The 23,512-nt window shown below is 68.9% G+C and carries 27 protein-coding genes and 1 pseudogene; 15 read left to right on the top strand and 13 right to left on the bottom strand.

Annotated features, from left to right (window positions below):
- Window positions 1-57 precede the first annotated feature (57 nt).
- From ABZS42_RS28195 to ABZS42_RS28160, 8 genes are all read left to right on the top strand, one after another.
- On the top strand, window positions 58-426 hold the full coding sequence (locus ABZS42_RS28195) for an Lsr2 family protein (RefSeq protein WP_355150318.1): 369 nt from the start codon (window positions 58-60) through the stop codon (window positions 424-426).
- Window positions 426-1,094, top strand: coding sequence for a hypothetical protein (locus ABZS42_RS28190; protein WP_355150316.1), 669 nt, complete (start codon window positions 426-428; stop codon window positions 1,092-1,094). The genes ABZS42_RS28195 and ABZS42_RS28190 overlap by 1 nt, the downstream gene beginning before the upstream one ends.
- Window positions 1,081-1,473, top strand: coding sequence for a hypothetical protein (locus ABZS42_RS28185; RefSeq protein WP_355150314.1), 393 nt, complete (start codon window positions 1,081-1,083; stop codon window positions 1,471-1,473). The genes ABZS42_RS28190 and ABZS42_RS28185 overlap by 14 nt, the downstream gene beginning before the upstream one ends.
- A gap of 142 nt (window positions 1,474-1,615) precedes the next feature.
- A complete protein-coding gene (locus tag ABZS42_RS28180; protein WP_355150312.1) occupies window positions 1,616-2,725 on the top strand; it encodes an AAA family ATPase in 1,110 nt (369 codons plus the stop codon).
- A gap of 27 nt (window positions 2,726-2,752) precedes the next feature.
- Window positions 2,753-4,351 carry a VWA domain-containing protein gene (locus ABZS42_RS28175; protein ID WP_355150311.1) on the top strand — a complete coding sequence of 533 codons (1,599 nt, stop codon included), beginning with the start codon at window positions 2,753-2,755 and terminating at the stop codon, window positions 4,349-4,351.
- A 316-nt stretch (window positions 4,352-4,667) separates the two neighbouring features.
- Window positions 4,668-5,657 (top strand): DUF4192 domain-containing protein, encoded by a 990-nt coding sequence (locus ABZS42_RS28170; protein ID WP_355150309.1) that lies wholly within the window; start codon window positions 4,668-4,670, stop codon window positions 5,655-5,657.
- Between the two features lie 343 nt (window positions 5,658-6,000).
- The gene (locus tag ABZS42_RS28165) at window positions 6,001-6,531 is read left to right on the top strand and encodes a hypothetical protein (protein WP_355150307.1); all 531 of its coding nucleotides are present in this window, start codon (window positions 6,001-6,003) and stop codon (window positions 6,529-6,531) included.
- Window positions 6,532-7,109: 578 nt separating this feature from the next.
- Entirely contained in the window at window positions 7,110-7,490 is a 381-nt protein-coding gene (locus ABZS42_RS28160) for a hypothetical protein (RefSeq protein ID WP_355150305.1), read from the top strand.
- A gap of 482 nt (window positions 7,491-7,972) precedes the next feature.
- On the opposite strand, the gene ABZS42_RS28155 is transcribed toward ABZS42_RS28160, so the two are convergent.
- The 4 genes from ABZS42_RS28155 to ABZS42_RS28140 form a co-directional block, all read right to left on the bottom strand.
- A complete protein-coding gene (locus tag ABZS42_RS28155) occupies window positions 7,973-8,350 on the bottom strand; it encodes a hypothetical protein (protein ID WP_355150348.1) in 378 nt (125 codons plus the stop codon).
- A gap of 11 nt (window positions 8,351-8,361) precedes the next feature.
- Window positions 8,362-9,969 carry an alpha/beta hydrolase fold domain-containing protein gene (locus ABZS42_RS28150; protein ID WP_355150304.1) on the bottom strand — a complete coding sequence of 536 codons (1,608 nt, stop codon included), beginning with the start codon at window positions 9,967-9,969 and terminating at the stop codon, window positions 8,362-8,364.
- A 791-nt stretch (window positions 9,970-10,760) separates the two neighbouring features.
- Window positions 10,761-11,558 (bottom strand): SGNH/GDSL hydrolase family protein, encoded by a 798-nt coding sequence (locus ABZS42_RS28145; RefSeq protein WP_355150302.1) that lies wholly within the window; start codon window positions 11,556-11,558, stop codon window positions 10,761-10,763.
- A gap of 2 nt (window positions 11,559-11,560) precedes the next feature.
- Complete coding sequence (locus tag ABZS42_RS28140; RefSeq protein ID WP_355150300.1) at window positions 11,561-12,193, bottom strand: NAD(P)-binding oxidoreductase; 633 nt, start codon at window positions 12,191-12,193, stop codon at window positions 11,561-11,563.
- Between the two features lie 90 nt (window positions 12,194-12,283).
- Here ABZS42_RS28140 and ABZS42_RS28135 point away from each other — a divergent pair, with 90 nt between their 5' ends.
- Window positions 12,284-12,859 (top strand): TetR/AcrR family transcriptional regulator, encoded by a 576-nt coding sequence (locus ABZS42_RS28135; RefSeq protein ID WP_355150298.1) that lies wholly within the window; start codon window positions 12,284-12,286, stop codon window positions 12,857-12,859.
- Window positions 12,860-12,999: 140 nt separating this feature from the next.
- Here the strand turns inward: ABZS42_RS28135 and ABZS42_RS28130 are convergent, their stop codons facing one another.
- Together ABZS42_RS28130 and ABZS42_RS28125 are read right to left on the bottom strand one after the other, a co-directional pair.
- Window positions 13,000-13,464 (bottom strand): hypothetical protein, encoded by a 465-nt coding sequence (locus ABZS42_RS28130; RefSeq protein ID WP_355150296.1) that lies wholly within the window; start codon window positions 13,462-13,464, stop codon window positions 13,000-13,002.
- 764 nt (window positions 13,465-14,228) lie between these two features.
- A complete protein-coding gene (locus ABZS42_RS28125) occupies window positions 14,229-14,357 on the bottom strand; it encodes a hypothetical protein (RefSeq protein WP_281066960.1) in 129 nt (42 codons plus the stop codon).
- 5 nt (window positions 14,358-14,362) lie between these two features.
- Here ABZS42_RS28125 and ABZS42_RS28120 point away from each other — a divergent pair, with 5 nt between their 5' ends.
- The 3 genes from ABZS42_RS28120 (at window position 14,363) to ABZS42_RS28110 (ending at window position 16,248) form a co-directional block, all read left to right on the top strand.
- Complete coding sequence (locus tag ABZS42_RS28120) at window positions 14,363-14,950, top strand: DinB family protein (protein ID WP_355150294.1); 588 nt, start codon at window positions 14,363-14,365, stop codon at window positions 14,948-14,950.
- On the top strand, window positions 14,886-15,242 hold the full coding sequence (locus ABZS42_RS28115; protein ID WP_355150292.1) for a YrhB domain-containing protein: 357 nt from the start codon (window positions 14,886-14,888) through the stop codon (window positions 15,240-15,242). Before ABZS42_RS28120 ends, ABZS42_RS28115 begins: the two co-directional genes overlap by 65 nt.
- A gap of 451 nt (window positions 15,243-15,693) precedes the next feature.
- On the top strand, window positions 15,694-16,248 hold the full coding sequence (locus ABZS42_RS28110) for a hypothetical protein (RefSeq protein WP_355150290.1): 555 nt from the start codon (window positions 15,694-15,696) through the stop codon (window positions 16,246-16,248).
- Between the two features lie 2 nt (window positions 16,249-16,250).
- Here ABZS42_RS28110 and ABZS42_RS28105 read toward each other — a convergent pair whose 3' ends face one another.
- From ABZS42_RS28105 to ABZS42_RS28085, 5 genes and pseudogenes are all read right to left on the bottom strand, one after another.
- Window positions 16,251-16,814 carry a YcxB family protein gene (locus ABZS42_RS28105; RefSeq protein WP_355150288.1) on the bottom strand — a complete coding sequence of 188 codons (564 nt, stop codon included), beginning with the start codon at window positions 16,812-16,814 and terminating at the stop codon, window positions 16,251-16,253.
- Between the two features lie 550 nt (window positions 16,815-17,364).
- The gene (locus ABZS42_RS28100; protein WP_355150286.1) at window positions 17,365-17,868 is read right to left on the bottom strand and encodes a DinB family protein; all 504 of its coding nucleotides are present in this window, start codon (window positions 17,866-17,868) and stop codon (window positions 17,365-17,367) included.
- Window positions 17,869-17,936: 68 nt separating this feature from the next.
- A complete protein-coding gene (locus ABZS42_RS28095; protein ID WP_355150352.1) occupies window positions 17,937-18,161 on the bottom strand; it encodes a hypothetical protein in 225 nt (74 codons plus the stop codon).
- A 62-nt stretch (window positions 18,162-18,223) separates the two neighbouring features.
- Window positions 18,224-18,535 (bottom strand): annotated as a pseudogene (locus ABZS42_RS28090) (DUF5134 domain-containing protein); the annotation flags it as partial.
- A gap of 43 nt (window positions 18,536-18,578) precedes the next feature.
- Window positions 18,579-19,337 (bottom strand): DUF899 family protein, encoded by a 759-nt coding sequence (locus tag ABZS42_RS28085; protein ID WP_355150284.1) that lies wholly within the window; start codon window positions 19,335-19,337, stop codon window positions 18,579-18,581.
- Window positions 19,338-19,467: 130 nt separating this feature from the next.
- Between ABZS42_RS28085 and ABZS42_RS28080 the strand changes: the two genes are divergently transcribed.
- Window positions 19,468-20,169, top strand: a complete 702-nt coding sequence (locus ABZS42_RS28080; RefSeq protein WP_355150282.1) for a helix-turn-helix domain-containing protein — start codon at window positions 19,468-19,470, stop codon at window positions 20,167-20,169.
- Window positions 20,170-20,309: 140 nt separating this feature from the next.
- On the opposite strand, the gene ABZS42_RS28075 is transcribed toward ABZS42_RS28080, so the two are convergent.
- Window positions 20,310-20,705 carry a hypothetical protein gene (locus tag ABZS42_RS28075; protein ID WP_355150280.1) on the bottom strand — a complete coding sequence of 132 codons (396 nt, stop codon included), beginning with the start codon at window positions 20,703-20,705 and terminating at the stop codon, window positions 20,310-20,312.
- A 162-nt stretch (window positions 20,706-20,867) separates the two neighbouring features.
- Here ABZS42_RS28075 and ABZS42_RS28070 point away from each other — a divergent pair, with 162 nt between their 5' ends.
- Both ABZS42_RS28070 and ABZS42_RS28065 read left to right on the top strand, forming a co-directional pair.
- The gene (locus ABZS42_RS28070; protein WP_355150278.1) at window positions 20,868-21,386 is read left to right on the top strand and encodes a hypothetical protein; all 519 of its coding nucleotides are present in this window, start codon (window positions 20,868-20,870) and stop codon (window positions 21,384-21,386) included.
- Window positions 21,387-21,591: 205 nt separating this feature from the next.
- The gene (locus ABZS42_RS28065; protein ID WP_355150277.1) at window positions 21,592-22,569 is read left to right on the top strand and encodes a hypothetical protein; all 978 of its coding nucleotides are present in this window, start codon (window positions 21,592-21,594) and stop codon (window positions 22,567-22,569) included.
- A gap of 245 nt (window positions 22,570-22,814) precedes the next feature.
- Here ABZS42_RS28065 and ABZS42_RS28060 read toward each other — a convergent pair whose 3' ends face one another.
- On the bottom strand, window positions 22,815-23,336 hold the full coding sequence (locus ABZS42_RS28060) for a hypothetical protein (RefSeq protein ID WP_355150276.1): 522 nt from the start codon (window positions 23,334-23,336) through the stop codon (window positions 22,815-22,817).
- Between the last annotated feature and the right edge of the window lie 176 nt (window positions 23,337-23,512).

The raw sequence follows: 23,512 nt of genomic DNA, 5'->3' as shown, positions 1-23,512 counted from the left end.
CCACCGGCGCGCCGAGGGCTCCTGTCTCTCTGTCCCCTAACGGAAGGAACGCCTCTGATGGCAACCCAGACGGTTGTCCTGATCACGGACGACCTCGACCACAGCACCGACAACGTCGACACTCACCGCTTCGCGCTCGACGGAGTGGAATACGAGATCGACCTGTCCGGGCAGAACGCGGCGCGGTTGCGGGAAGCCCTCGCCCCGTACGTTGCGGCGGCACGCCGGATCCCGAAGCGACGCGCCGCCCGCCAGCCCGGTGCCGGCACCCGCAACGGCCGCGCGGACGATGCCGCGGTTCGCGCCTATTGGGCCAGCCACGAGCGGCAGTCGAACCTGCCGCCGTATCGAAGCCACGGCCCGATCCCCTCCGCGGTCCGAGACGCCTACCGCGCCGCCGGCTCGACCGGGCGGGAGGAGCGCTGATGGGACACCGCCTGTTCGCGGTGCTCGTGCGTGCCACCGCCACCGTCACGACCATCGACGCGCACCTGGCCCATCCGATGCGTCCCTTGCTGCGCGCCGGTGTCATCGACGGCTACCGGCTCGGCGGGCAGGTGACCGGAGCGTGGGCACCGGCCTACGAGCCGGCCGCCGACCCGAACAACTGGCGCACCTGCCCGGCCTGCGCCGGCAGCAGCACCGTCGACGGAGCCGTGTGCGCGGTGTGCGCCGACGCCGAACAGGCCGGCCGCAGGCCCGGCACGGTGCTGCCCTGGAGCTACACCGACTGGGCGCGGTATCCCGGCGACATCGTCGCGCTGCCGCGGCTGCTGCATCCCGGGTGGCGTTTCCCGCCGCGCCGCACGCCGATCGCCTGGGTCGACCTGGCCGGCGTCGTGTGGCTGGGCACCGAACGGGCGGTGCTCACCGGCACTGACAGCGGCGATGTTCCGCCGCGCCTGTTGGCGGTTTTCCGCGACCTGCTGGCAGGTCGCCGCAACCCCGATCCGACGCGACCGGTGCCCCGACGCGGGACCACCCCGGCTGGCTGGCTTCCGCCCGGACGGTCCGCTCCCCGGCAGCAGCGACCGCTGAACGGCGGGTTCCATCCGGCGGACTGGTCCGTGGCGGTGGTCGATGCCCACTCCTGAACACCAGCCGTCACAAGGCCAGGCCGCCGTGTTCTCCGGCCCTTGGTTGCGCTACCAGCCCGTCCCCGGCGTCCACCGCTACCACCACGGCTACGTCGGCACGGTAGCCGGCCTCTGGAACGGCGCCTACGAGATCACCGTCGACACCGAAGCCGTTGCCGCCCTCGCCGAGACGTTCCACGCGATGGCCGACTACGTCGGGGGTGACTGGCGCACCGTCGACTTCGACGGACGATTCCTGACTGTCGCCCGACCCCTGTCCCTCGGCGGCGGTGTCCACCGCGTCACGCCCGACAACGGCCGCTACCGGATCGGCTGGGGCCTGCCCTGGCAGCCCGTCGACCTTCGACGCTGCGACCGGGTCTTCGGCCGCTCATAACCGCTCTCCGATAGCAACAGCTGCCGCTCCCTGTGGCTGCTGACGTTGCTCCACCTGTTCCGTCTCCGCTGCGCGGATGTTCTTTCGCCCGCGCACCCGGAGACGGGTGCGCGGGCCCATCCCGAACCTCTGGAGGACCCGCATGAATCCCACACCCCCCACCGCCGCGCCTGCGACGGCCGGTGGCCGGCGCCCCGGCTACCTATACCACAAGGTCGCCTCGCACCTCGCCGCCAACCCGGACCAGATGCTCACCGTCGGCGAGGTCACGAACGCCATCTCCGCCCCCTCCACCGGGGCTGTCTTCGAGGCGTTGAAGAAGATGACCGCCGCCGGATACGCCACCCACCTGACCGGCCCGCACCGCTTCCAGATCACCCAGGCTGGTATCGACGCCGCCGGAACCATGCCGCCGCCCGCACCACGCACACCCCGCAGCGGCCCCAGCAGCGGGCGGCGGCAGCCGGTCACCCGCCCGAACGGCGAACTGTACTTCCCGCGCAAACTCGCCGGCGCCACCGACGTGGACGTGCTGCGCCGGCTACGTGACAAGCGCATCCCCGTGCTGCTCTACGGGCCACCCGGCACCGGCAAAACCGCCCTCGTCGAAGCCGCGTTCCCCGACCTGCTGACCGTCGCCGGCACCGGCGACACGGTGGTGGAGGACTTCCTCGGCAACTTCATCCCCCTCCCCGACGGCGGGTTCGAGTTCGTCTACGGCCCCCTCGTCACCGCCATGCGCGACGGGCGAGCGCTGCTGGTCGACGACGCCACGCTCATCCCCCCGAAAGTCCTCGCGGTGCTGTACCCGGCGATGGACGGCCGCCGTGTCATCACCATCCCCGGCTACCGCAACGAACTCGTCGAAGCCGTCGACGGGTTCTACGTCATCGCCGGCCACAACCCCGGCGTCCACGGCGCCATCTTGACCGAGGCCCTCGCGTCGCGGTTCGACGTGCACATCGAGGTCACCACCGACTGGGACCTCGCCCGCCACCTCGGCGTCCCCCGACCCACCGTCGAGGCCGCCATCGCGCTCAACGCCGACCTCGCCGCTGGACGCGTCAGCTGGGCGCCGCAGCTACGCGAACTGCTCGGCTTCACCCGCGTCAGCAAAACCCTCGGCCCCGCGGCGGCGGTGGCGAACCTCGTCGGCCGCGCCCCGCAAGAGGACCGCGAACAGGTCCTCGCCGCCCTCAGGCAGAGATTCGGCGCGGACATCACCCCGCTGAACCTCGGCAAACAGCGCTAACCCCCACCCGCGGAAGGAGAACCTGTCATGCCTCACCCCTCCACCCACCGGGCCGCCGGCTCCGGCATCCCGGCCGCCAGCGCCCCGGACTGGCATCCGTGGAGTGACGCCTGGACCCGACACATCCCGGTCCTGACCGGCCGCCACGACCTGACCGTCACCGTCTCCCCCGGCGCGGGCGGCGGCGCACCGGCCTGCTTCTACCCCGACGCCCGCCGCATCGAGGTCGACGCCACCCACATCGGCGCCCCCGACATCACCAACCCTCACAAGGCCGGACACAAACGCCTGGTCCCGACCGCCTACGGGCTGCTCGTGCACGAAGCCGCCCACGCCACCCACAGCCTGTGGACGAGACCACCGGGCACCCCGCCGGTCGTCGCCGCCGTCGCCGACCTGCTCGAGGAATCCCGCGCCGAGAACCGGCAACGCGGCAGACGACGCGGCGACCGCCGGTGGCTGCGCCACACCGTCACCACCCTGCTCGACCCCAACGACGCGCCCGTAGACGACGCCTGGCACGCCGCTCACCTCGCCGGGCTGCTCCTGGCCCGCGTAGACGCCCGCATCATCACCGCCAAAGACATCAAAGGCGTCCGGGCCGCCGTCACCACCGTCCTCGGCCGCAAGAAGCTCCGCCAGCTGCGCGACGTGTGGCGCCAGGCCCACACCGTCGACGACACCGACGCCGCAACGATGATCGACCTGGCATGGCGGTGGTGCCGCATCCTCGGCATCGACCCCCACCGGCGGCCCGAACCGCCGCAGCCCGACTCCGGCGCGTTCGCCGGCCAGCTCGCCCAAGCACTGGGCGACTACCTCGCGCACACCGCCGGCCTGACCCCCGCCGAATACACCGCCCAACAAATCCGCGCCCGGCACAGCGCTCCCCCGTCATGGACGCGCCGCGACCCCACCGACGCCGAACGCGTCGCCGCCCGACAGCTCGCCGCCCGGTTGCGCCGCGCCCGCACCCGCCAGCCCGAACCCGACACCCGCCCCAGCCCCGTCCCGCCCGGGCGGCTACGCACCCGACACGCCATCACCGCCCAGGCGCAGATCTCCGCCGGCAGCATGCCCACCGCCACACCCTGGCAACGGCGCACCACTCTGCCGCCGCCGAAACCGCACTTGCACCTGGCCGTACTCGTGGACACGTCCTTCTCTATGCATCCCTACGCGGCGCCGATGTCCTCAGCCGGGTGGATCCTCGCCCACGCCGCCCGCACCAACCAGGCCACCACCACCATGATCGGATTCGGCGACCGGGCCACCCTCCTCGTGCCACCCCACCAACAGCCGACATCTGTGCTGGAGATGCGGGCCTTCGGCGGCACCACCGCGTTCATCGACGCGGTGAAACTCGCCGACCAGCTCCTGCGCCTGCGCCAATCCGGCAAGCTGCGGATGCTCGCCGTCGTCTCCGACGGCGACCTACCCGACACCGCGCCTGCTCAGCGGCTGATCACCACCTTGCACCAGACGGGCTGCGCAGTGCTGTGGATACGCCCCGCCGACCTGCCCGGGCACACCTTCACCCACACCACCACCCTCGAGGTGGCCGACCCCATCCAGGCCGTCGACGCCATCGCCGACGCCGCCGTCACCGCGCTCGAACACGCCTGACGACCCCTGCTCACGAGCGAGGGCGCCGAGGCCAGCTACTGAACAACAGCGACGCCAGGAGCCATGGCGATCCATCGCCGCTCCGGCAGGTTCGCGCTGCCTACACCCCGCCTGCATGGCGCGGTCGCCGCCGTCCACCGGGGCCTCCGTCATCGGCGCCCGCCTCGGCCTCGGCCATCACTCGACCTGAGCAACCCCTTCCGCCTGACCGATCCGCCGGAGTGGCAGACGCGTGATCTGCCGCCGGTCCCACCGCGAGGCCCGCACGTTCCGCCCAGCGGCTGCGGAGCCCTTCATGCCAAAGGAGTTATCCCCCATGATGCAGGACCATCCGGCCCGACTGCCGGTGACCTCGATCAGCGACCTGCTCGCCGCCGTGCCTTACCTGCTCGGCTTCCACCCCGCCGACAGCCTCGTCACCATCGGCATCACCGGCCACCGCATCGCCGTGGCCACCCGCGCCGACCTCCCCGAGCCCGCCACCATTCCCGACTGGGTGCCCGGGGCGGTGCGGCAGCACCTCGCCCTGCTGCGCAACGTCGACGCCACCACCGCGATCCTCATCGGCTATGGACCCGCCACCGCTGTCACCCCGGTCGTTGACGCGATCACCCCACACCTGGACGCGGCCGGCATCACCATCTTCGACACGCTGCGCGTCACCGACGGCCGCTACCACTCCTACCAATGCCAGGACCCGCGATGCTGCCCACCTGACGGGGTGCCGTTCGACGCGCACCACAGTCCCACCGCGGTGCACGCCATCGTGGCCGGGCAGACCGCCCTGCCGGACCGGGCCGCGCTCGTGGCCAGCCTCGCCCCCACCGGCGCCGCCGGCATGGCCGCAGCCAGCCGCAAGGCGCAGGAACGCGCGCTTGCCGCCCAGATGTCCGGCGGGCGGGCGGCGCTCATCCGCGCCGGTAGGAAAGCCACGGACGATGCGTTCGCCCGCTACGCCGGCGACGCGGTCCTCACCGACGATGAGGTGGCCTGGCTTGCGGTTCTGCTTGCCGACGTCGCCGTCCGCGACCAGGCCGGGGAAGCCGCCGGGACCGAGCCGTGGCGGCTCGCCATGTGGACCGACATCACCCGCCGCGTCGACCCCGCCTACGCCGCTGCCCCCGCCACCCTGCTCGCCCTCACGGCTTGGCGGCTCGGGCAAGGCGCCCTCGCCGCCGTCGCCCTCGACCGGGCCCTCGCGGCCGACCCGCACTACCGCCTCGCCCGGCTCATCGACATCGCCATGCGCCACGGCGTCCCACCCACCGCCCTCGAGGGGCCCACCTACGGCAACTCCGGCCGATAACCGCCCGCACCCCACACAAGCCCGCCCCGGACATCCGGCCACCAACCGCCCGGCGGGCTGGTTGTCGATCAGCCACACCGAAAGTCTTCGAGCACCTGCATCTCACCGAGCGGCCCGCACCGCTGATCGACACGCTGCGCGCCGCCCACATGGCCGGCTACCGGTGGCCGCACATGACCGCCAGCGCCGACACCTACGAGCGCGGGGAGCGCGCACCCGCTGTCACGACTGACCACCCCGCCCGCCGGCCTCGCCCCGTCCCTGGGAGGTGGGGCCGGCGGCGGCTCACCGATTCGGAGATTTCATGTCCACACCGGAAAATCACCTGCCGGGTTCGGCGAGCATGGAGGCCGTCCTGCGCGATGCGTGGGACGCCTTTCACCCCGGCCACCCAGCACCGTTGGGCTGGCTCACCCACACCGTCGCCCGTCTCCACGACCATTTCCACACTCATCAGCTCGTCCGGCCTGCGGCCGCGGCGTTTCCCACCGTCGACGGGCAATTCGCCGCGCTTCGGCGGCGGGTGTGGCAGACGCTGCGCGACGCCGCCGCCGACGGTGTCGACCCGGACGTCGCCGACCACATCCTGCAGACCCTCGATTTGCCCACTCTGGCACGCCGATGGCAGGTCCGTCTCACGCTGCCCGTGACGATCGAGGTCACCGCCACGAGCCGCGATGAGGCCCTCGAGGCCGCTGAAGAAGCCATCGACGCCGCTCTCACCAGCACCGGTCACGACACGTACCTCGACTGGCACCATGCCACCCGGGATGACGCCACCGCCGGTGCCGTCGACACCACCACCGACACGCCTGCGGATCTTCGTTCCGCCATCGCAGTCCCGGAGCCGGGCCACGGCGTCTCCGCCAGCTAGCTTCGCCGCCGCCGTGGCGGCCCGGCCATGCCGCCCGCGCCCCGCACCGCGCGTCGACGACTTGATCAATCCGCAGAGTCGAGCGTCACTGCATCTCGGCTCGCCCTCCCTACGGCGAGCCCGGCCTCGTCAGCCCATGCCGCTGCCCGCGGGGACAGCGATTGGGATCGGCCGAACTCGTACCGGAAGGACACCAGTCATGGTCTCGCCGCACCGGCGCGCGATACCGCGCACCGTCACCGACGTCTTGTTGTGGCTGCTCGCCAGCGACGTCGCCGCCGCCCACCAACCCCAGCTTCACAGGCCCGACCGCTGCGGCAACCTGCGCTGCGCCGGTCAGGCATACCCATGCCCACCCGCACGCGACGCCCACCGCGCTCACCAGGCCGCCACCCGCCCCCAACCGCGACCGCGAGGCCGCGCGCGGCTGAGTACGCCCGCCTACCAGGTCACCGGCTGGTTCCAGCCCGCCCGCACCCATCCCCACGCAGCGTGACGCCGCGAGCGTCACCAGCCATGCCCACGAACAGGGCGTCGCCCAACGGCGGCGCCCTGAGCTATTTCAGGAGGAAGACATCATGGAACCCGCGCCCCACTCCACCGATGACGTCGGCCGGCAGGAGGAACTCAACGTCGGAGATCCGGTCCTCGGGAAGTCACGGCTGATGTCGCGGCAGTGCGACACCTGCATCTTCGCTCCCGGCAACCGGATGAACCTCGGTCCGGGACGACTGCGTGCCCTCGTCACGCAGGCCCGCGAGCAAGGCTCCTACATCGTTTGCCACGACACCCTGCCGCACTATTTGTACCCGCAGGTGAAACCCGCGATCTGTCGCGGTTTCGCCGACCGTTACCGCACGCGAGCCCTGCAACTCATCGAGCGGCTTTGGGGATTCGTCGAGGTCGACCCACCGCAGCCGTCCGCGCAGCACGACAGCCGGCGCAAGGCTGACCAGTGAGAGGGCACCGAGGAACCGATGCGCCACCAGGCGGTCACCGGCCCTCCCTGACGCCCTGCGCGCAGCGGAGGTAGGGCACAACCTGCGGGCCCCGCCAGGCACGCGCTGCGTCGGTGATGACGGTGGGCTGGACAGATCGCTGTCCAGCCCACCGTCCTACCTCGGCCCCTCTTCCACGTTAAGGGCACGTGTCGGTGTACGGGTCAACGTGCACAGCGTTGTGCAGACGGGCGATGAGACGAGCGAGGCACGTCCGACGTTTCAACCGTCCGCGAGTCGACCAGCGGACTCAGCGAAACCCGCAAGACCGGTTTGGGGGGGGCGTCGTGACGTTCCGTTACGACGATCCGTCGTCAATCGTGTAGTGCATCCGCTTCTGCCGAGAACACCGCACTCGATGACGCGACGCCAAGAGCGGCGTGCTGGCCGGCTCAGCCACCGCCGCCGCCTTGGCCGCGATCGTCCTGGCCATCCGCCGCGCGCTACCGCCGCCGGACCCGCGCGCCGGCCAAAGGCGGTTTAAGGCTCGCGCTCGACGGGCGGGGTCCCGACGAACCGCCGAAAATCGTCGATGGCCGGCCACGCGAGGTCCGGCTGGACCGCCACCCGGGACCTGGCCCGGAAGGCAACGAATTCTGCCTCCTCACCAGATCGACGCCGAGCGGCAAGGACTCCTGCGCGATCACGCTCGCGTCGCGATGCGCCTGCTTGCCGAAGTACCGGTCGCCGACGATGCCCAGGCCCGCCGGATCCGGACCTCCCTCGGCCAGTTCGCCCGACGTCGCCGGCGCCGGTTCGTCCGAGGGCCGGGCCACATACCGATGTACGGGCGAGGCCAGCAGCTGGACGATCCGCGACATGGCAGCCAGCGTCACCCGATGACCTTGGGCCTTCGCATTGGCGCACCATCCAGCGGATGTGCGGCCGGGGCCTCCCCGAACGCCTGGCGCAGGTGCAGGGCGACCTCCTCTTGGGCGTGCGCGGCCTTGTCCAGCACCGCGGCAAGGCCGAAGAAGTCGTGCATCACTCCCCCGTAACGGACCGACGTGGTCCGCACGCTGGCGGCCTCCAAGCGGGCGCACCACTCGTCGCCCTGGCTCTGCAGCACGTCGCGGTCGGTGGTGACGATCAGTGTCGGCGGCAGACCGGCGAGGCCCTGCGCGGAGAGCGGGAGCAGATCGACCCTGGGGTCTTTCAGGCTGTCGGTCACGCCACGGAAGGCGTGCATCATCATCCAGGACAGCAGTGGACGATTCAGCGGCCTGGCGTCTGCGGCGTCCCGCATGGACGCGCCGTACTGGGCGGTGGTGGTCAGCGGGCAGACGAGCACCTGCGCCACGGGCAGTGGCTCACCTGCCTGCTTGAGCTGGCTGCAGGTCGCAGCCGCCATGTTCGCCCCGACGCCCTCGCCACCGATAGCGATGCGTGACGGATCGCCGCCGAGCCCGGCGGCGTTGGTCCGGAGCCACCGGTAGGTGGTCAGCACGTCCTCGTGGGCGGCCGGGAACACGTGCTCGGGAGCCTTGCGATACTCCGGCGACACCACGATCGCGCCCGTCCGGTTGACCAGGGCGCGGCAGGACGCGTCATAGTCGTCGTTCGTGAACAGGATCCAACCGCCACCGTGCACCCACATCACGACGGGCACCGGATCGGAGGTCTGGCCGAGCGGCTTGTAGACGCGTACGACCAGATCACCACCCGGGCCGGGCACGGTGAAGTCCGCTGCCGATCCGACCTCCTCGGGGTCTGTCGGCCGCCCGTCCTGCTGCAGGATCTCCATCGCCGCGTCGGCGAGGCTCGGCTGCTGGCGGGCCTGCTCGAGGGTGAGGAGCTCGTACGGGGCCAGTACCAGTCGGGACCAGGTGTCGAGGATCCGCTGCGCCTGGGTGTCGAGCAGCCAGGAGGCGTCGGTCGACAGGACGTTGCTGCGGCCGGATACCCGGTCGCGGACCTTGTCCATGAACCCGGCGGCCACGTGCATGAGCCTGCGACGGCGTCCGGTGGGCGGGACGGTGGGATGCGAGCGGGCCGGAGCCGACCGCTTGGCGGCGAGGTACCGCTCGCCGAGCCGACCCATCTCCTCCGCGCCCACCGCCTGGCGCAGCGCCGGCAGGAACTCCCGTTCCTCCTTCTCGATATGGTGCCGGATACCGCCAATCAGCTTGTTCAGCGCCCGCTCGAATTTGTGGCTGCCGGGATCCGCATGGTCAAGCAGGACGAGCAGCCTCTTGAGGGCCTGGTGCTCGTCCAGCCCCTCCTCGGCGTCCGCGGCGGCGCCGATCTCGGCCAGCGCCGGATACAACACCTCCTCCTCGGCGTGGGCGTGCAGGGCGCGGCCGTAACTCACCTGGTCGACCAGCATGCGCCGGTCACCGCGTCCGGCCTCGAGGTGCTCGAAGAGGCGGTTCGCCACCACGTGCTCGTCGGCGATCAGGTGGTCGAGGTCGCCCGGCAAGGTCGCGTACGGCAGCGTCATCGGACACCTCCTCCTCCACACTTACCGCAACCGGCACCGCCTTCGCGGCATAACTTGGCATGTCGCCAAGAACCCGAACGGGCGGCTCGACGCTGGTCAGCGCACGTCCCGGCCAGGCGTTGGCACCCAGCTCCACCCGCAGTGAACATGGGTCGGCCGCGTACACTCACGCCTGCCTTCCCGTCAGCAGAGCCTGCGTGATCATGCGGCGCATGCGCCCTCCAAGGGGGAGCTTGCACCAAGAGTTGGTGATGCACGTTCCAACCGATGACTATCCGGCCTGGGCGGCCGCGCTGTTGTTTCAGGTGGCCGGTGAGACGGTGCGCCGCGGGGCCGGCCTGTCGCATGGCAGCTGATTGGTCCGCGCGGGTCTCTCTTCCCGGGCGGCCAGACCACAGCCATCGTGGCGATCGGCCCGAGATACTTGCCGGAGTCCTTGCCGTCTGCCACACCGAACCCGAGCCGGTGGTCTTCACGTGGTTGGTTCCGATCACCACGGGTGAAGCTGAGGTGATCCAGAAGTTCGAGTGGGGGACGCTTGAGCAGGCATTCGCGGCTCAGAAACCGGACCGGGCTGACCCCGGTCGGGCAGGAGTGGCGCTGGATGGGTTGGGCTCGTAGGCCTCAGCGGGCGGGTGATCGAGTATCCGGATCTGCCGATGAGCGTGCACGTGATCTTGAGATTGTTGGCTGGCTCGGTGTGCGGGTGTTGACGCCTGGCCGACGGTGATGGGCTCGCGAGGATGGGACGTCTACCTCGGCATGCACCGTACATGGATCCTCTTCGGTTCTTAGTTGGTCAGCCATTGAGCAGTGAGTTCGGTGATGATTGCGCCGCCTCGGTCGTTGAGGTGGATGTGGTCGACGTGCAGTTCGCGTCCGCCGTTGCGGGCGACCTCGTCCCAGCTTTGGCCGAACAGGTAGTGCTGGGTCGCTGCGCCGAAGGACAGCAGGAAGCTGAAGTCGTATGGTGCGGGGTCGCCGCCGCGCTGCCGGAGGAGGTCGGTTAGCTGCTCGTGTACGGGCAGGTAATCGACCTGGTAGCGGGTCGCGGTCTCTTTGATCACGGTGTTGTATGCGGTGAGTTTCTGGTTGAGGTCGGCGTCTAAATCCTCGCCGAGCGGCGGCAGGGACAGCAGCGCGATCCGGGCGGTGGTGCGGGACTTGACACGGTCGACGATCGCGCCGAGGTTGTCCCGGTACTGATCCAGCGGCACGCCATCGCGTACGTCGTTGCCGCCGATCAGGATCATGACCGCGATGGGGCGGCACGCGATGATGTCGGTATCGACCCGCTGGCGTAGGTCGGCGCTGGTGTTGCCGTTTCTGCCGGCGTTGACGAACTCGTACTCGCGGTATTCGGGCCGTTCGCGAAGTGCGCCCACCCAGTCGGCGCCGAGCGTGCCCTGGGTTGAGCTGGAGCCGGCCGCGACGACGGTGGGACGAGCCTCTGGCTTGCGGCCGTCGGCGCAGGCTTCGGCTGGTGGGTTGGCGGGCGGCCGGACGAAGGTGAGGTATCCGACGGTGCCTGCGGCGCCGAGTACGGCGACGAGCAGCAGGCACGCGGCGATGATGATTCGCTTCTTCATGGTCAGTAGCCCAGCGAGATGGTGTGGCCGGCCGTGGTCGGGGTGTCCAGTGCGGCGAGGATGGCGTGGGCGAGATCGACGCGGGCGATGGTGATGCCGCCGCGGACGTTGCGGTCGATGGCGGTGCGATAGGGGCGGTGCTTGCCGTCGGTGAGCCGCGGCGGTCGCATGATCGTCCAGTCCAGGTCGCTGTCGCGGACGGCCTGCTCGGTGCGGGCGAAGTCGGCGAATCCCTCCCGGAGGTAGCGCCGCAGCATTGGCTTGACCACGGTGCGGGTGAACGGGCCGTCGCCGGCGTCGACGATGTGTCCGCTCGCGGTGACGACGATCAGGCGCCGGGTGCCCTCGGCGCGCATCGCGGTGATGATCGCTGAGGCGCCGTCGGCGCACACCGAGGCGTCCGTCCTGGTGTGCGGGCCCAGCGCTGACACGACCGCGTCCTGGCCGGTCACGGCTGGCCGGATCGCGTCGGGGTTCATGGCGTCGGCGATCACCGGCTCGAGTCGCGGGTGGTCAATCTGAGGCAGACGGGCCGGGTCGCGCACAACAGCGGTGACGTGATGCCCGGCGGTGAGCGCCTGAAGCACGACGTGTTGCCCGGTGCCGCCGGTGGCGCCGAAGACGGTGAGGCGCATGCATGCCCTCCAAAGCAAGGGGTTAGTGATTACTAACCCCCATACTGGGCTAGTAATCACTAACCTGTCAACCGATGGGACGAGGGCGACATGAGCACGCGGGAACGGATCCTCGACGCGGCCGAGCAGATTCTGCGGACACGCGGAGTTGCGCTGGCCACGACGAAGGAGATCGCGCAGGCGTCGAAGGTCTCGGAGCCCACGCTCTACAAGTACTTCGACGACAAGGAGCGACTGCTACTCGCCGTCCTGCAGGAGAGACTGCCCGGCCTGTCCCGGATCTCGGTCCGGCCAGGCGAGGGCGACGTCGAGGACAACCTCGCCGAACTCGCGCACGCAGTCTTGGACTTCTACCAGCAATCGATTCCCATGCTGGGCGCGCTCCTCGCCGACCCGCAGCGCATGGCAGCGCACCGGGTGGCGATGAACCGGCACGGCGGTGGCCCTGACAAGGCGGTCGCCATCTTCGCCAATTACCTTCGGGCCGAGCAGGCCATCGAACGCATCAACCCCGACGCAGACCCAGACGCAACCGCGTCCTTACTGATCGGCGCATGCTTCCACGAGGCGTTCCTGCGCTACTACTCCCAAGGACCGGCCGCAGCCGCCGCCCCACGCGCAGCCGCCGAGGCGTTGGCCCGGGCCGTTGTCCGCCCACTGGTGTAACCCCGCCGCCGCAGGCACCCACCGTTGCCGCCGTCAGCCATTCGTAGCAAATCACCGTCACAACAGGCCTACGTGGTATCCGCATCTGCCGCTGATGGTGCTCACCCGATCCCCACCCATGTGCCGACGTGGTAGCGGCGTTACAACCACTGCTCATCGATGTCGCCGGCGTACAGGTAGGCGGTGCGGTAGGCCGGCCGCGCGAACAGCTCCGACTCACCCGAGTAAACGGCAGCGAGCAGGCCCGGCCGGTACCACCAGCCGTTCGTGATGCCACCAACCTCTGCGACCGGTTGCATGGCGGTCAGGTCGAGCTGGTCGACAGCCGAACCGGTCAGCCTGGTGACCGTGTCCGCGACGTCCATCGCCGCATACGCCAGAGCCAGGGCTTCAACCCAGCCGTCGATGCTGCGATGCAACGGTACCCACTGCCCATCGTCGCCACCGGCGATACCGAACGTGCCGTCCGGACCGATCAGGAATGCATACGGCACAGCGGTGCGTTGCGGCCCGGCCTCGAAAAACCACCCCTGGGGAGCAAACGTGTCTTCCCACTCCGGCGTGTCCACGCTGAGCATCCGCGGGCCCGCGGCGTCCTCGGGCATGCCCGGCGCGGACGGCAGGACAAGGCCACCCCACTGGGCCCGATACGCCTCGGCTCGGTTGATGACCTCGTCAGGAATCCGCGCCTCCTGCCACGCGCCTCGAAACTGACTCACCGGCGGTACGTCGAGCCAAACTCCGTGAACGCTGACGAACGAGCGGGCCCGTCTGCTCAAACCCGTCGGCGGCTGACGCAACCCCAACACATGCGCATGGTATCGAGCTACTGGATGTGCGCTCATGCCGCCGAACGAGCGTCACCTGCGTCACGAGGGGCCGCGCGGGCGAACACCTGACTCAGCCGATGTCAGGGCGCCGCACCCTCAAGCAGGATGCCCTGCCGATCACACTCCGCGCATCGCTGGCGCGCCCACCACGCCTGGTCTTCGCCCTTTCCGACGTAGCACGCCTCTTGGAAATCGCTGCCGCATGAGCACTCCGTGCCAAGCGGCGTCCGGTGCAGGTGGTGGCCGGCATGCCCGGGACGGTCGCGCTCGAGTGACTGGTCCCTCCGGGCGATCCGCTCGTTTGCCCGACCGCGAGCGCGGGCCGCCATCCGCGCTTCCCATCCTTCGTCCACGTCATCACCGTAGCCACCGCCTTCGGCCGGCATCTCACTCACCGCCGGGAAGGCGGCCGGTATCCGGATCTGCCGCGATCCGAGTGCTACGGGGCGTCACGCCGAGCTGGCCTGGTTGCCGTCCGGACGTGCCGATGGCAGCGCGTTGGCTCGGTCCTGCATGTCGTCTCAGCGTTAGAGGTTGTCTCACGTGGCAAGTTTCGCGAGCTTCTTGTAGCAGGTCAGGGCGGCGGCCATGGCCAGGCCTCGGCTCTGCCGGTCGTTGCGGACCACATACGGGATCTTGAGACCACGAGCAGCCCATGGCAGGCTCATGCCGCATGATCGATGATTTCGCGAAAGCCAACCTGCACGGGCGACTGCGGCGGGACCGCAAGGCGCTGCTCTGGAAACTCGACGGCTTGTCCGAATACGACGCCCGCCGACCTTTGACAGCGACCGGGACCAATCTCCTCGGCCTGGTCAAACACGTGGCCACCGTCGAGGCCAGGTACTTCGGCGAGGTCTTCGACCGCCCTTCCCCGGAACCGCTGCCCCGGTGGCAGGACTCCAACGGCAGCGATCTGTGGGCGACTGAGGATGAGACCCGCGATCAGATCATCGGGTTCTACCGGCGCACGTGGGAACACTCGGACGTAACGATCAACGAGCTTCCCCTCGACGCCCCCGGCCACGTGCCGTGGTGGCCGGAGCCTTATGCCGACACGAACCTGTTCGCCATCATGGTCCATGTCCTCGGCGAGTCCATCCGGCATGCCGGGCACGCCGATATCCTGCGCGAGGGCCTCGACGGCCGGACCGGGTTGCGCGCCGAACACGAGAAGCAGATCGACGAGGAAGCCCGTGCAGCCTACTGCGCGAAGATCGAGCGGGCCGCCAGGTCGGCCGCACCAATCAAGGCTGATTAGGGACACGAGCACGACCGATGAAGAGGCTCGCGAGGTCGCATTTGCCTTCCTTGCTGACCGCATTGACAAGGTTCGCACCGGTGAATGGGTGATCATCGGTGCGTGGGAGCACGAGCCCGCATGGTCCGTGGGCTACCAGTCCCGCGCCTTCATCGAGTCAGGCGACATACACGATTCGTTGGTAGGCAACGGACCTGTGGTCGTGCCCAAGTTCGGCGCGGATCCATGGCTGGCCTGGTCCGGTCGGCCGGTGGAAGAACAGATCGCCGAGGGGCGACCCACCCTCGGCTGAACGCACTGACATGCCGCCGGTCGTGCGCGCCGACCGTGGGCAACGCGTCACCGCCTGTCTCCGGCCCGCGCTGATGGGAACGCCCTGCTTTGCCGATGAGCGGATGCTTCGTCGATACCGGCAGTGACACAATCAACCTATTGCGGACAACTTGTTTACTTCCGGGCCCTCCGCCTTTGACCAGCATGGGCGAGGTTGTGCATGCGACATACGCGGCCGACCCTGTTAATCCTCATCGCCGCCACGGTCTTCCTGGTCCGCCTCGCAAGACCCTGACGGCCTGCCTCGACCCCTAGGGAAGATAGTCGATGGGTTAGCTTCCCTAGCTAGCCGCAATCCGCCGGCCCTCCCGGCCGTCGGTAGATGTCCCCGAAGGTCGTCCTTGGCTGGGCGTCGAGGCGCGGCCGATCGGCAGTACATAGATCGTCAAGCTGAGCATAGGAGCAAGAGGGTGCACTTGAGGCAGACCATGATCCCGTCTATCGCGGTCGCGGTGGCCATGACAGTGGCGGGATGCGGAGAAGCCACCGAGTCCGGTGCGGCGAGCGCTCCGAGCCAAAGCGCCAGCGCGGTCCCATCGACCCCGCCGCCCTCGGCACCCGCAGGGAACAAGCTTGGCGAAGCGATTCCCTTCGACGAGAACACCTCGACCATCACGTTCTACGGTTACAAGCACAACGCCACGCAATTCGGAAAACCATCAGACAGTGCCTATGTCTATGGCGCGATCGACCTCAAATACTGCCTCAAAAAACTGCCCAAGGGATACTCCGCTGTCTCGATTGGCACCTCAAACTGGGTATTGAAATTCGGGGACGCTTCATTCAAGAGCACTGGCCACGCTGGCGGCAACGGCATGAAGCCCGAGTATCCCGACCGGAAGGAAATCAAGGTCGGGACCTGCGTTCGTGGTTGGCTTGAGTTCAAGGTACCCAAGGACGGAAAGCCGACTGCGGTGGAATATACGCCGGCAGGGGCTCCCGAACCAATCACTTGGACTCCGTGACCTTACCGTTCCAGCACCTGCGGCTGAGAGCCGGCCGAGGCACCCGGCCCGCGCTTCTCGGGCTGGTCGCGTCGGGGACGGTCACCGGCGAACTCGGGGCGCCTGACGATGAAGTCGTCCACGATCCGTTGATCCTCAGGCGAGAACGCCGCCCGCGGCACCGGGATCTGGCTCATGCCGTACTTCAGCAGCCAGGTGTGGCGTCGCCGCCGAATCCGGGTGATGCCGGACCAGTCGATCTGGGTCCGGCTGCTCGCGGTCTGGATGTCGACGCCCGACGTGCTCACCTCGTACCGGAACGGCTCGACGAAGAGGCGGCGCTGCAACAACCAACCCAGTGCCGGAAGGAGTTCTGTCACGGCGAACGCGGCGCACAACAGCAGCACTAGATAGAGCAGCCGGCCGTTGAACCCGGTCAGTGTCGCGAGCAGCGTGGCCAGCAGCACAGCCAGCGCCGTGAGGGCGAGCAGGAGCGCCCGCATGACGCGTTGCCAGCGGCCCTGTGCGTCTTGGCTCATCCGCCGCAGCAGGCCGTACGTCATCTGCACTTCCCCGGTCACGTGCACGCGCCGCAGTATGGCACGGCATCGCCGCAAGTCGCGCGTCGCCCAAGTGACAGCGATAGCCGCCCGAAGCGTCGGGAACCTGCCGAGTGAAGACCATGGTTCACCACGTCAGACAGCTATCCGGCATCGCGCCCATGAGGCCCTCCGCCCGCCAGACGGATCATCTGTCCCTGCTGCGGCGACTCAGTATCCGGATCTGCCGCTGATCGCGCGTCTTGACCGGCGTCGAGGATCGGCATGCCTCAGCGATAGGCGACACGCCAGTTACGCACCGTGACAGTCGAGCCCGGAGAGAGTCGGCCAACTGTCACCCTTCAAGTGAAGTCGATGTGTAACGGATCAAGTGGAGCCCGGCATCGCCGACAGCCGGTGTGTCCTCCGTCGACTGATGCCCGACACTCGTCCGCCAACTGATCTGCGACACCTCCGCGCGCTGATCGCGGCAGATCCGGTTGGCCGTCACAGTGGTCGCCAGGTCTGACATGGGGGATCGGATTGGCGCAACCAGGGTGGCCGCACGGGAGTCGACGCACGGAGCCAGGGCTACTGGTTAGGTGTTCACCAGCCACTGTTGCCCGTCGATGAGCTCGCGAACCGCGTCGAGGTGTCCGGCGTGGCAGGCGGTCTCAGTGATCACATGGAGCAGGACATCCCGGAGATTGTGCAGGCGCCATTCACCCTCGGGAAAGGGCCACCAGGCCAAGTCGGCATCGGCAGATGAGGCGGCGATGACGGCATCCGCCAAGGAAGCCTCATGGCGATAGCAGTCAAGGACATCGCCGGCGGGTAGTCCCGGAGCTACCTGCCATGGGCTGTCTTGGCTGCCGACCAGGTCGATGACCTCCGGGTCGCCGGCCACAACAGCGCGGAACCACAAACGCTCCACCGACAGCGCGAGGTGCTGCACCATCCCCAGGCAGCTCCACCCCGAGGGCAGCACGGGGCGCCGCAGCGCCTCATCGCTCAGCCCTTCCACGGCACCCAGCACGTGGTTTCGCTGCCTCTGGAGGCACTGCATCAACGCGGTGATCTCGGCGTCGACTGCCACCGTCATTTCTAAACCTTCCTGTTGATCTCAACCGAAGTTCACCCGGCGACGAGCATCCCGCCTGGCGCCCATCGTTACGCCATCGCGAGCAGGGCGATGCCCATACCCGCGCTCATCACGCCGTGGCACAGTGCCGACCAGTCCAGCGGACACGCCACCGCGTCCGTCGTCGCCGTGGACAGTCCACCGATGCGCATCCCGCGGCCAACCCACCAGAATGCGGCGAGTACCAGGTAGCCGCCGAGCAACGCACTGGCCCATCCGGCACACCCGACCGGCGCATGAGCCATCTCGGCCATGTCCGTACCACTGTGACCGACGGCGGAGGCGTCCCCCGGTGCCGAGGCACCCTCCACACCATGGTTCCCGTCGCGGTGGCGAAGAACACCGGGACCGCACGACGTCGCGACGTCCGCACCACCCGCACCACGAACCACCCCGTCGACATCATGGAAACGGCAATCCAGGCAAGTGCCGGGACCGCCGCGCCCCACAGCCAGATCATCGCGATCATCGATAGGCCCATGACCAGATGCAACATCTCGGAGAGTCGATGCTCCGCCACCGGACAGAGCCACGCAGCGGGTGGGCGAAGGCACCGGAGCAGGTGAAAGGCGGCTGCCCCTCCGAACGCCACCGTCAACAGCCATCGAAGGGAGGAAATGTCGATCATTGGCCCCACGAACGGTGGCGGAGCACTCGGCAGGCGCCAAACCTCAGTGGCAGCAATGGTGCGCGCTGCCGGCGGGTCCGGTGGCGCCCAGGTCGTCGTCACGGCCAGCGGCGAGGCGCGACCACTGCGAGGTGGGCCGCCCGTCGAGCCGGAACTGGTCGCCGTCGGTCCGGAAGCCCTGCGGCCAACCTTCCGGCGAGTCCTCCCAGTCCTCCTGACGACCGTAGACGGTCATGTCGACCAGGCCGTAGGACGGCGCCATCGCCTCGACGCCCCGCCCGGTGGTCCAGTAGGTCTCGAACACCCGTTCGCCCTGGCGCAGGTAGCACGCCTTCATCCCGAACGCGCGCCCAGCGACGAGGGAGTCGAGCGACTCCGCGGGCACCGAGTACCAGGGCGCCTGCCAGCCCATGAAGTCGCGGTAGCGCGAGCTCTCCTCGAACGGCCCCTGACAGAAGACCGCAAACGTGACGTCGCGCGAGTGCAGGTAGGACAGCTCGAGCACCTGGCCGGTGAAGAACGTGCAGCCCTCGCACTGGTCGGCGGCCGGCCTGCCCGTGTGCCACATGTGGTACGACGCGAACAGCTGGGTCCTCCCCTCGAAGACGTCGAGCAGGGGCACCGAGCCGTCGGCACCGACCAGACGGGTGGTCGGGTCGACCTCGACCATCGGCAGCCGCCGGCGGGCCGCGGCGATGGCGTCGCCCTCACGGGTGTGCGCCTTCTCGCGGAGCCGCAGCTCGTCGAGTTGCTTCTGCCAGGTCTCGCGGTCGGTGTGCGGGGGCGCTTGTGGTGTGGTCACGGGTTCCTCCTCAGGTCGTGAGCTATGAGGCTAATAGTGACTGCTAGGATCGAGCAAGTATGAGATTCTGGAACTCGCCAGTGTGACGAACGGGCGGCGCGGTTCCGGACAAGGCGTAGGGAGGTTTTCGGTGCCGACTCAGCGGGGTTATCGGCAGGCATGCGGTGTCGCGCGCGGCCTCGACATCGTGGGAGAGCGGTGGTCGCTGCTCGTGGTGCGCGAGCTGCTGCTCGGGCCGAAACGGTTCACCGACCTCCAGCAGGCGCTCCCGACCGCCAGCCCGAACGCGCTGTCCGACCGGCTGCGCGAGCTGGCCGACGCGGGCGTCGTACGCCGTCGGCAGCTGCCTCCGCCGGGCAATGTGAGGGTCTACGAGCTGACCGCGTGGGGTCGCGGCCTCGAACCGATCGTCGTCGCGCTGGGCACATGGGCGCTGGCCGCCCCGCCGACCGCGGAACAGCTGTTCGTGAGTGCGGACAGCGCCATGCTGACCATCCGCACCTACTTCGTGCCGACGGAGCGGCCCGAGGCGAAGCTCCGGATCGAACTACGCGACCACGGTCCTGCCGGAGTGTTCGGCGTCCGCCTCACGCCGGCCGGCGCCGAGGTCACCCACGAGCCGCCCGAAGAGCCGCACGCCGTCCTGATCACCACGACGGATGCCCTCCTCGCCGCCTTCGGCGGCGACGATTTGGCCGGGCTCGTAGCTGCCGGCGCCGTCATCACCGGTGATCCCGAGGTCGTACGCCGTCTCGTCGCGGGCGTCCGCGTGCCGGACTCCACAGATCAGCACTCAGACGGCGCCCCGGTCAAGAGTGGGGCGGGCGGATAGCTACCAGAGACTGTCCGAGGTGACCTAATGCCGCGTCAGGTCGGGTCCACCCTGCTCTGGTCGACACTCCGGTCCGGCGTCGACCAAGGTCACGTGCACTGATCTGCCGCCGAGCGGGCGGCGTTGCCTGCGGTGCTCCGTCAGTAGTGACCGAAGACCTGGCGAACCGTGATGCCGAGCACGGTTGACACTTGCGCTGCCTCGTCGGGCGACAACCAGCCGCGGCCTGGCTCGCGAACCTGAAGTTCGGATCGCGCAAAGGCGGCTGGCCAGTAGTACTCCAGGTCGTTGAGCGAGACGGTGGCGCTGCAGCACGGTGTCACCGTGGCCAATGTTGCAAAGCGAGTGGCATAGGCATCGTCCATGCGCTCCTGCCACCAGTCGGCATCCAGCGGAGCCGTGCAGACCGGGCAGCCGATTGCCTCGAAGTTGGCGCCCTGGTCGATGAACGTAACGTCGGCGTACCGGCAGGCGACCAGCTCTCCCGCGCCCGGCCGGCATGCACGCGCGACGCGTGGCCCGGATCGTCGACGCATACCACGACTCGCTGAGGACCGGTCACGCTGCGAAGTGCGCGGGGCTGACCCAGAAGCGCGGCTCGTTCTCCCTCCGCCGGGGGACGGTGTTAGCTCCCGTGGTGGATTCCGGGTCAGGTCCGGTCTACGAGCATGGCTTCAGGCCCAGAACGAGGGAGAGCCATGCAGAAGTCAACGACAAGTCGGGACTCGACGGCCGCGCCGCGCTGGGCGGTGTGGGCGGCCTATGCCGTGCCGCTCTGCGTGTTGCCATCGACGATCTGGCGCGCTACCGCCGCAATTGACGGCAGGGTCAGCATGGCGAACGGGGGCTGGTACCTCCTCCTGCTCTCCGGCCTGTCCATGGGGCTCGCGCTGCTCACCCTCGGCCTCGTCCACCACTGGGGTGAGCGAATCCCCGGCTGGGTGCCCGGCGTCGGTGGTCGGACCATTCCAGCCCGGGCGGCCGCGGTCCCCGCACTGGTCGGGGCTTCGTTGGTCATCGGACTGTGCCTGTACGCCGTGCTCAACATGACTTTTCACTTTGTCGATCGGGGACCGGTGTTGGTCGGGCAGCACGATGTCGAGCGGACCCCGCCCGGGCCGGGGATCGTGTCACTCTACGTCCCGCTGCTGGCGTGGGGGCCGCTCGTTCTCGCGGTCGCGGCCAACTACTGGCGCCGGCGCACGCTGGCCCGATGATCGCCCGTCGCCACCGGTCGCGTCCCGCCAGCGGCGTAACACCCACTGGTCCCACCGGCCTTGACAAGTTTCGGCCCGGGACGGCGATTGTCCTCGGCCGTAATCGGTCTCAGTCTCACTCAGCGCTCTCACACTGTTGCCCAGCAATGCTTATCGCAATCACTGAAGTCTGCGGATCCGCAGCGTCGACCATCCGGGGGGTGCGGTGAAGGCGGGACGAATCGCTGGTAATGCGGCGTTCGGTGCGGCGTTGACCTACACGTTGCTGAAGGTTGCCTGGATCGCCGGAAGTTCGGTCGGCATCAGGGAGATGCACGGGATCCCCCGTGCTGACTGGATGGCCGGCAACATCAGTACCGCCGGCCTCGGCATCGTGGGGGCGATCGTGGCGCTGGCCACCGTACGTTCCTGGGGAATGCGTATCCCACTTTGGCTGATCGCTGTGCCGATGTGGGTCGGCGCCGGGCTGCTCGCTCCGTTCATCGTCCTCATGCCGGCTGCTGCGGTATTCGTGGCTGCCGGTTGGTGGGCACCCCCGGCCACGGCTGCAGATGGCACTGAACCGACACTCGAGCCGTGGACCTTCGTCATCGTCTACGGCAGCTTCATCGTGCTGGGCGCCGGACTCGCGGTCGCCTTCCCGGTCTACGCGTGGGCCCGGTTCCGCACTGCACTGCTGGGCACCCTGGGGCAGGTGCCGGCGGGTTCAACGCACCTGGCGCAGGTTCCGTTGGCGTGGGCAGCCGCAGTATTGGCCGCCGGCCTGGCCGGCCTGCGGCTGTCCTGGGCGTTCGGCGCTACCGTCGGGCTGCACCCCGGGCCGCGGGACGTCTGGCTGCGACTCGGCGACGTAGTGGCGGCGATGCAGATCTTGTGCGCTGTCCTGGGCGTACTCGTGCTCGTCCACAGATGGGGCAAGGAGCGGCGGTTCACGCTGCCCCTGATCGCGACGTGGCTCGGTGCCGGCGGCATGGTCGGCACCGGTTTCCTCAGCATGCCCACCATCCTGTCCGGCGATCAGTGGGCGCCCACCGGCCAAACCTTCGCGGCCCACGCAACCGGCACGTTCCTCACCTGCGTAGCCGGGGGGCTAATCAGCCTCGTGGCGCTATTCCTGCTGGTCGAACGTAGAGCCGCGGCAGCCGAGAACACGGCCGCACGGGCACCGGCCGCAGCCGGGTAGCCGGACCGTTGCCACACCATCGCCGGCGCCAGCCACCCGCTGCTGCCGCCATGTCGGCCGGCAGCCCTGAGGCGCCGGGTGGCCGGGGGTCTCGAACCCTCAACCTCCGTCGAACGCCGGTGCTCTGCCTGTTGAGTGACGGCCATCGACCTCGTGTCGGACGACGTCCGAGATCTCTGGGCGACGGCATCCGGATCTGCCGCTGATCGGGCTACGTCGCTGCTGCGGGCCGTCATCGATGGCGACTACCGATCGTCTTCCCACCGTGCGGCCGCCCACGCCCGTTCGAACTCCTTGCGATCGATCTCCTGGTCCGGCAGCTGCGGGTCGAAGAGATCTACTTGCGGCGGATTGAAGAGCCAGTCCTCCGCGTCGGTCTTGATCCCGGTGTGGTCCTCGGCTATCTCCACCTGCCGGATACGGCGACCGTCAGGCCCGATCTCCATCAGGTACGTCGCCGGCTCGTCGCCGTCCCACACCTGACGCAGGAACAGGACCTGCCTGTCGGCGAGCGCACCGAAACCAGGCAGCGCGCGCTGCCGGTCGCGCTCGGCGCGTAGCTCGTCCAGACCAGCGGGAAGAATCGCCGCACCGATGTTTACCTCGTCGAGCTGCCAGCCCTCGGCTCGCGCGACGGTGGCGGGGTCGTCGACGACCTCGACCGCGGCGAAGGTTTCCTGCACCTCGCGGACCGACCTAGCGCGAATCCACCACCACAGGCCGCCCATCCCGTAGTCGTGAAGAACGAGGTACCGCTGCATCGGCATCACATCAGCATGCCTGGCAAGCGCTCCATATCACCGACTGGGGCGACCAGTCGCTGCCCGTCCGCTCATGCCGCGATCCCCGCGCTACGCGGCGTCATGAAGTGCCGACTCGGCCGGCATACGCACATGCCGGTGAGCGCTAGCTCGGACCGGCTCGGTTTGCCGATCTTTGTCGA

Source organism: Micromonospora sp. NPDC005367 (genome assembly GCF_040606825.1).
Taxonomy (GTDB): domain Bacteria; phylum Actinomycetota; class Actinomycetes; order Mycobacteriales; family Micromonosporaceae; genus Micromonospora.
The sequence above is the reverse complement of the archived record's forward strand: the minus strand, read 5'-3'. Positions and strand labels throughout refer to the sequence as shown.

Excerpts from the sequence above, each read along its gene's own strand:
- ABZS42_RS28195 (WP_355150318.1), top strand. The coding sequence starts at position 58 with ATGGCAACCCAGACGGTTGTCCTGATCACGGACGACCTCGACCACAGC.
- ABZS42_RS28190 (WP_355150316.1), top strand. The coding sequence starts at position 426 with ATGGGACACCGCCTGTTCGCGGTGCTCGTGCGTGCCACCGCCACCGTC.
- ABZS42_RS28185 (WP_355150314.1), top strand. The coding sequence starts at position 1,081 with ATGCCCACTCCTGAACACCAGCCGTCACAAGGCCAGGCCGCCGTGTTC.
- ABZS42_RS28180 (WP_355150312.1), top strand. The coding sequence starts at position 1,616 with ATGAATCCCACACCCCCCACCGCCGCGCCTGCGACGGCCGGTGGCCGG.
- ABZS42_RS28175 (WP_355150311.1), top strand. The coding sequence starts at position 2,753 with ATGCCTCACCCCTCCACCCACCGGGCCGCCGGCTCCGGCATCCCGGCC.
- ABZS42_RS28170 (WP_355150309.1), top strand. The coding sequence starts at position 4,668 with ATGATGCAGGACCATCCGGCCCGACTGCCGGTGACCTCGATCAGCGAC.
- ABZS42_RS28165 (WP_355150307.1), top strand. The coding sequence starts at position 6,001 with ATGGAGGCCGTCCTGCGCGATGCGTGGGACGCCTTTCACCCCGGCCAC.
- ABZS42_RS28160 (WP_355150305.1), top strand. The coding sequence starts at position 7,110 with ATGGAACCCGCGCCCCACTCCACCGATGACGTCGGCCGGCAGGAGGAA.
- ABZS42_RS28155 (WP_355150348.1), bottom strand. The coding sequence starts at position 8,350 with ATGTCGCGGATCGTCCAGCTGCTGGCCTCGCCCGTACATCGGTATGTG.
- ABZS42_RS28150 (WP_355150304.1), bottom strand. The coding sequence starts at position 9,969 with ATGACGCTGCCGTACGCGACCTTGCCGGGCGACCTCGACCACCTGATC.
- ABZS42_RS28145 (WP_355150302.1), bottom strand. The coding sequence starts at position 11,558 with ATGAAGAAGCGAATCATCATCGCCGCGTGCCTGCTGCTCGTCGCCGTA.
- ABZS42_RS28140 (WP_355150300.1), bottom strand. The coding sequence starts at position 12,193 with ATGCGCCTCACCGTCTTCGGCGCCACCGGCGGCACCGGGCAACACGTC.
- ABZS42_RS28135 (WP_355150298.1), top strand. The coding sequence starts at position 12,284 with ATGAGCACGCGGGAACGGATCCTCGACGCGGCCGAGCAGATTCTGCGG.
- ABZS42_RS28130 (WP_355150296.1), bottom strand. The coding sequence starts at position 13,464 with ATGCCCGAGGACGCCGCGGGCCCGCGGATGCTCAGCGTGGACACGCCG.
- ABZS42_RS28125 (WP_281066960.1), bottom strand. The coding sequence starts at position 14,357 with ATGAGCCTGCCATGGGCTGCTCGTGGTCTCAAGATCCCGTATGTGGTC.
- ABZS42_RS28120 (WP_355150294.1), top strand. The coding sequence starts at position 14,363 with ATGATCGATGATTTCGCGAAAGCCAACCTGCACGGGCGACTGCGGCGG.
- ABZS42_RS28100 (WP_355150286.1), bottom strand. The coding sequence starts at position 17,868 with ATGACGGTGGCAGTCGACGCCGAGATCACCGCGTTGATGCAGTGCCTC.
- ABZS42_RS28095 (WP_355150352.1), bottom strand. The coding sequence starts at position 18,161 with ATGGCCGAGATGGCTCATGCGCCGGTCGGGTGTGCCGGATGGGCCAGT.
- ABZS42_RS28075 (WP_355150280.1), bottom strand. The coding sequence starts at position 20,705 with ATGCGTCGACGATCCGGGCCACGCGTCGCGCGTGCATGCCGGCCGGGC.
- ABZS42_RS28070 (WP_355150278.1), top strand. The coding sequence starts at position 20,868 with ATGCAGAAGTCAACGACAAGTCGGGACTCGACGGCCGCGCCGCGCTGG.
- ABZS42_RS28060 (WP_355150276.1), bottom strand. The coding sequence starts at position 23,336 with ATGCCGATGCAGCGGTACCTCGTTCTTCACGACTACGGGATGGGCGGC.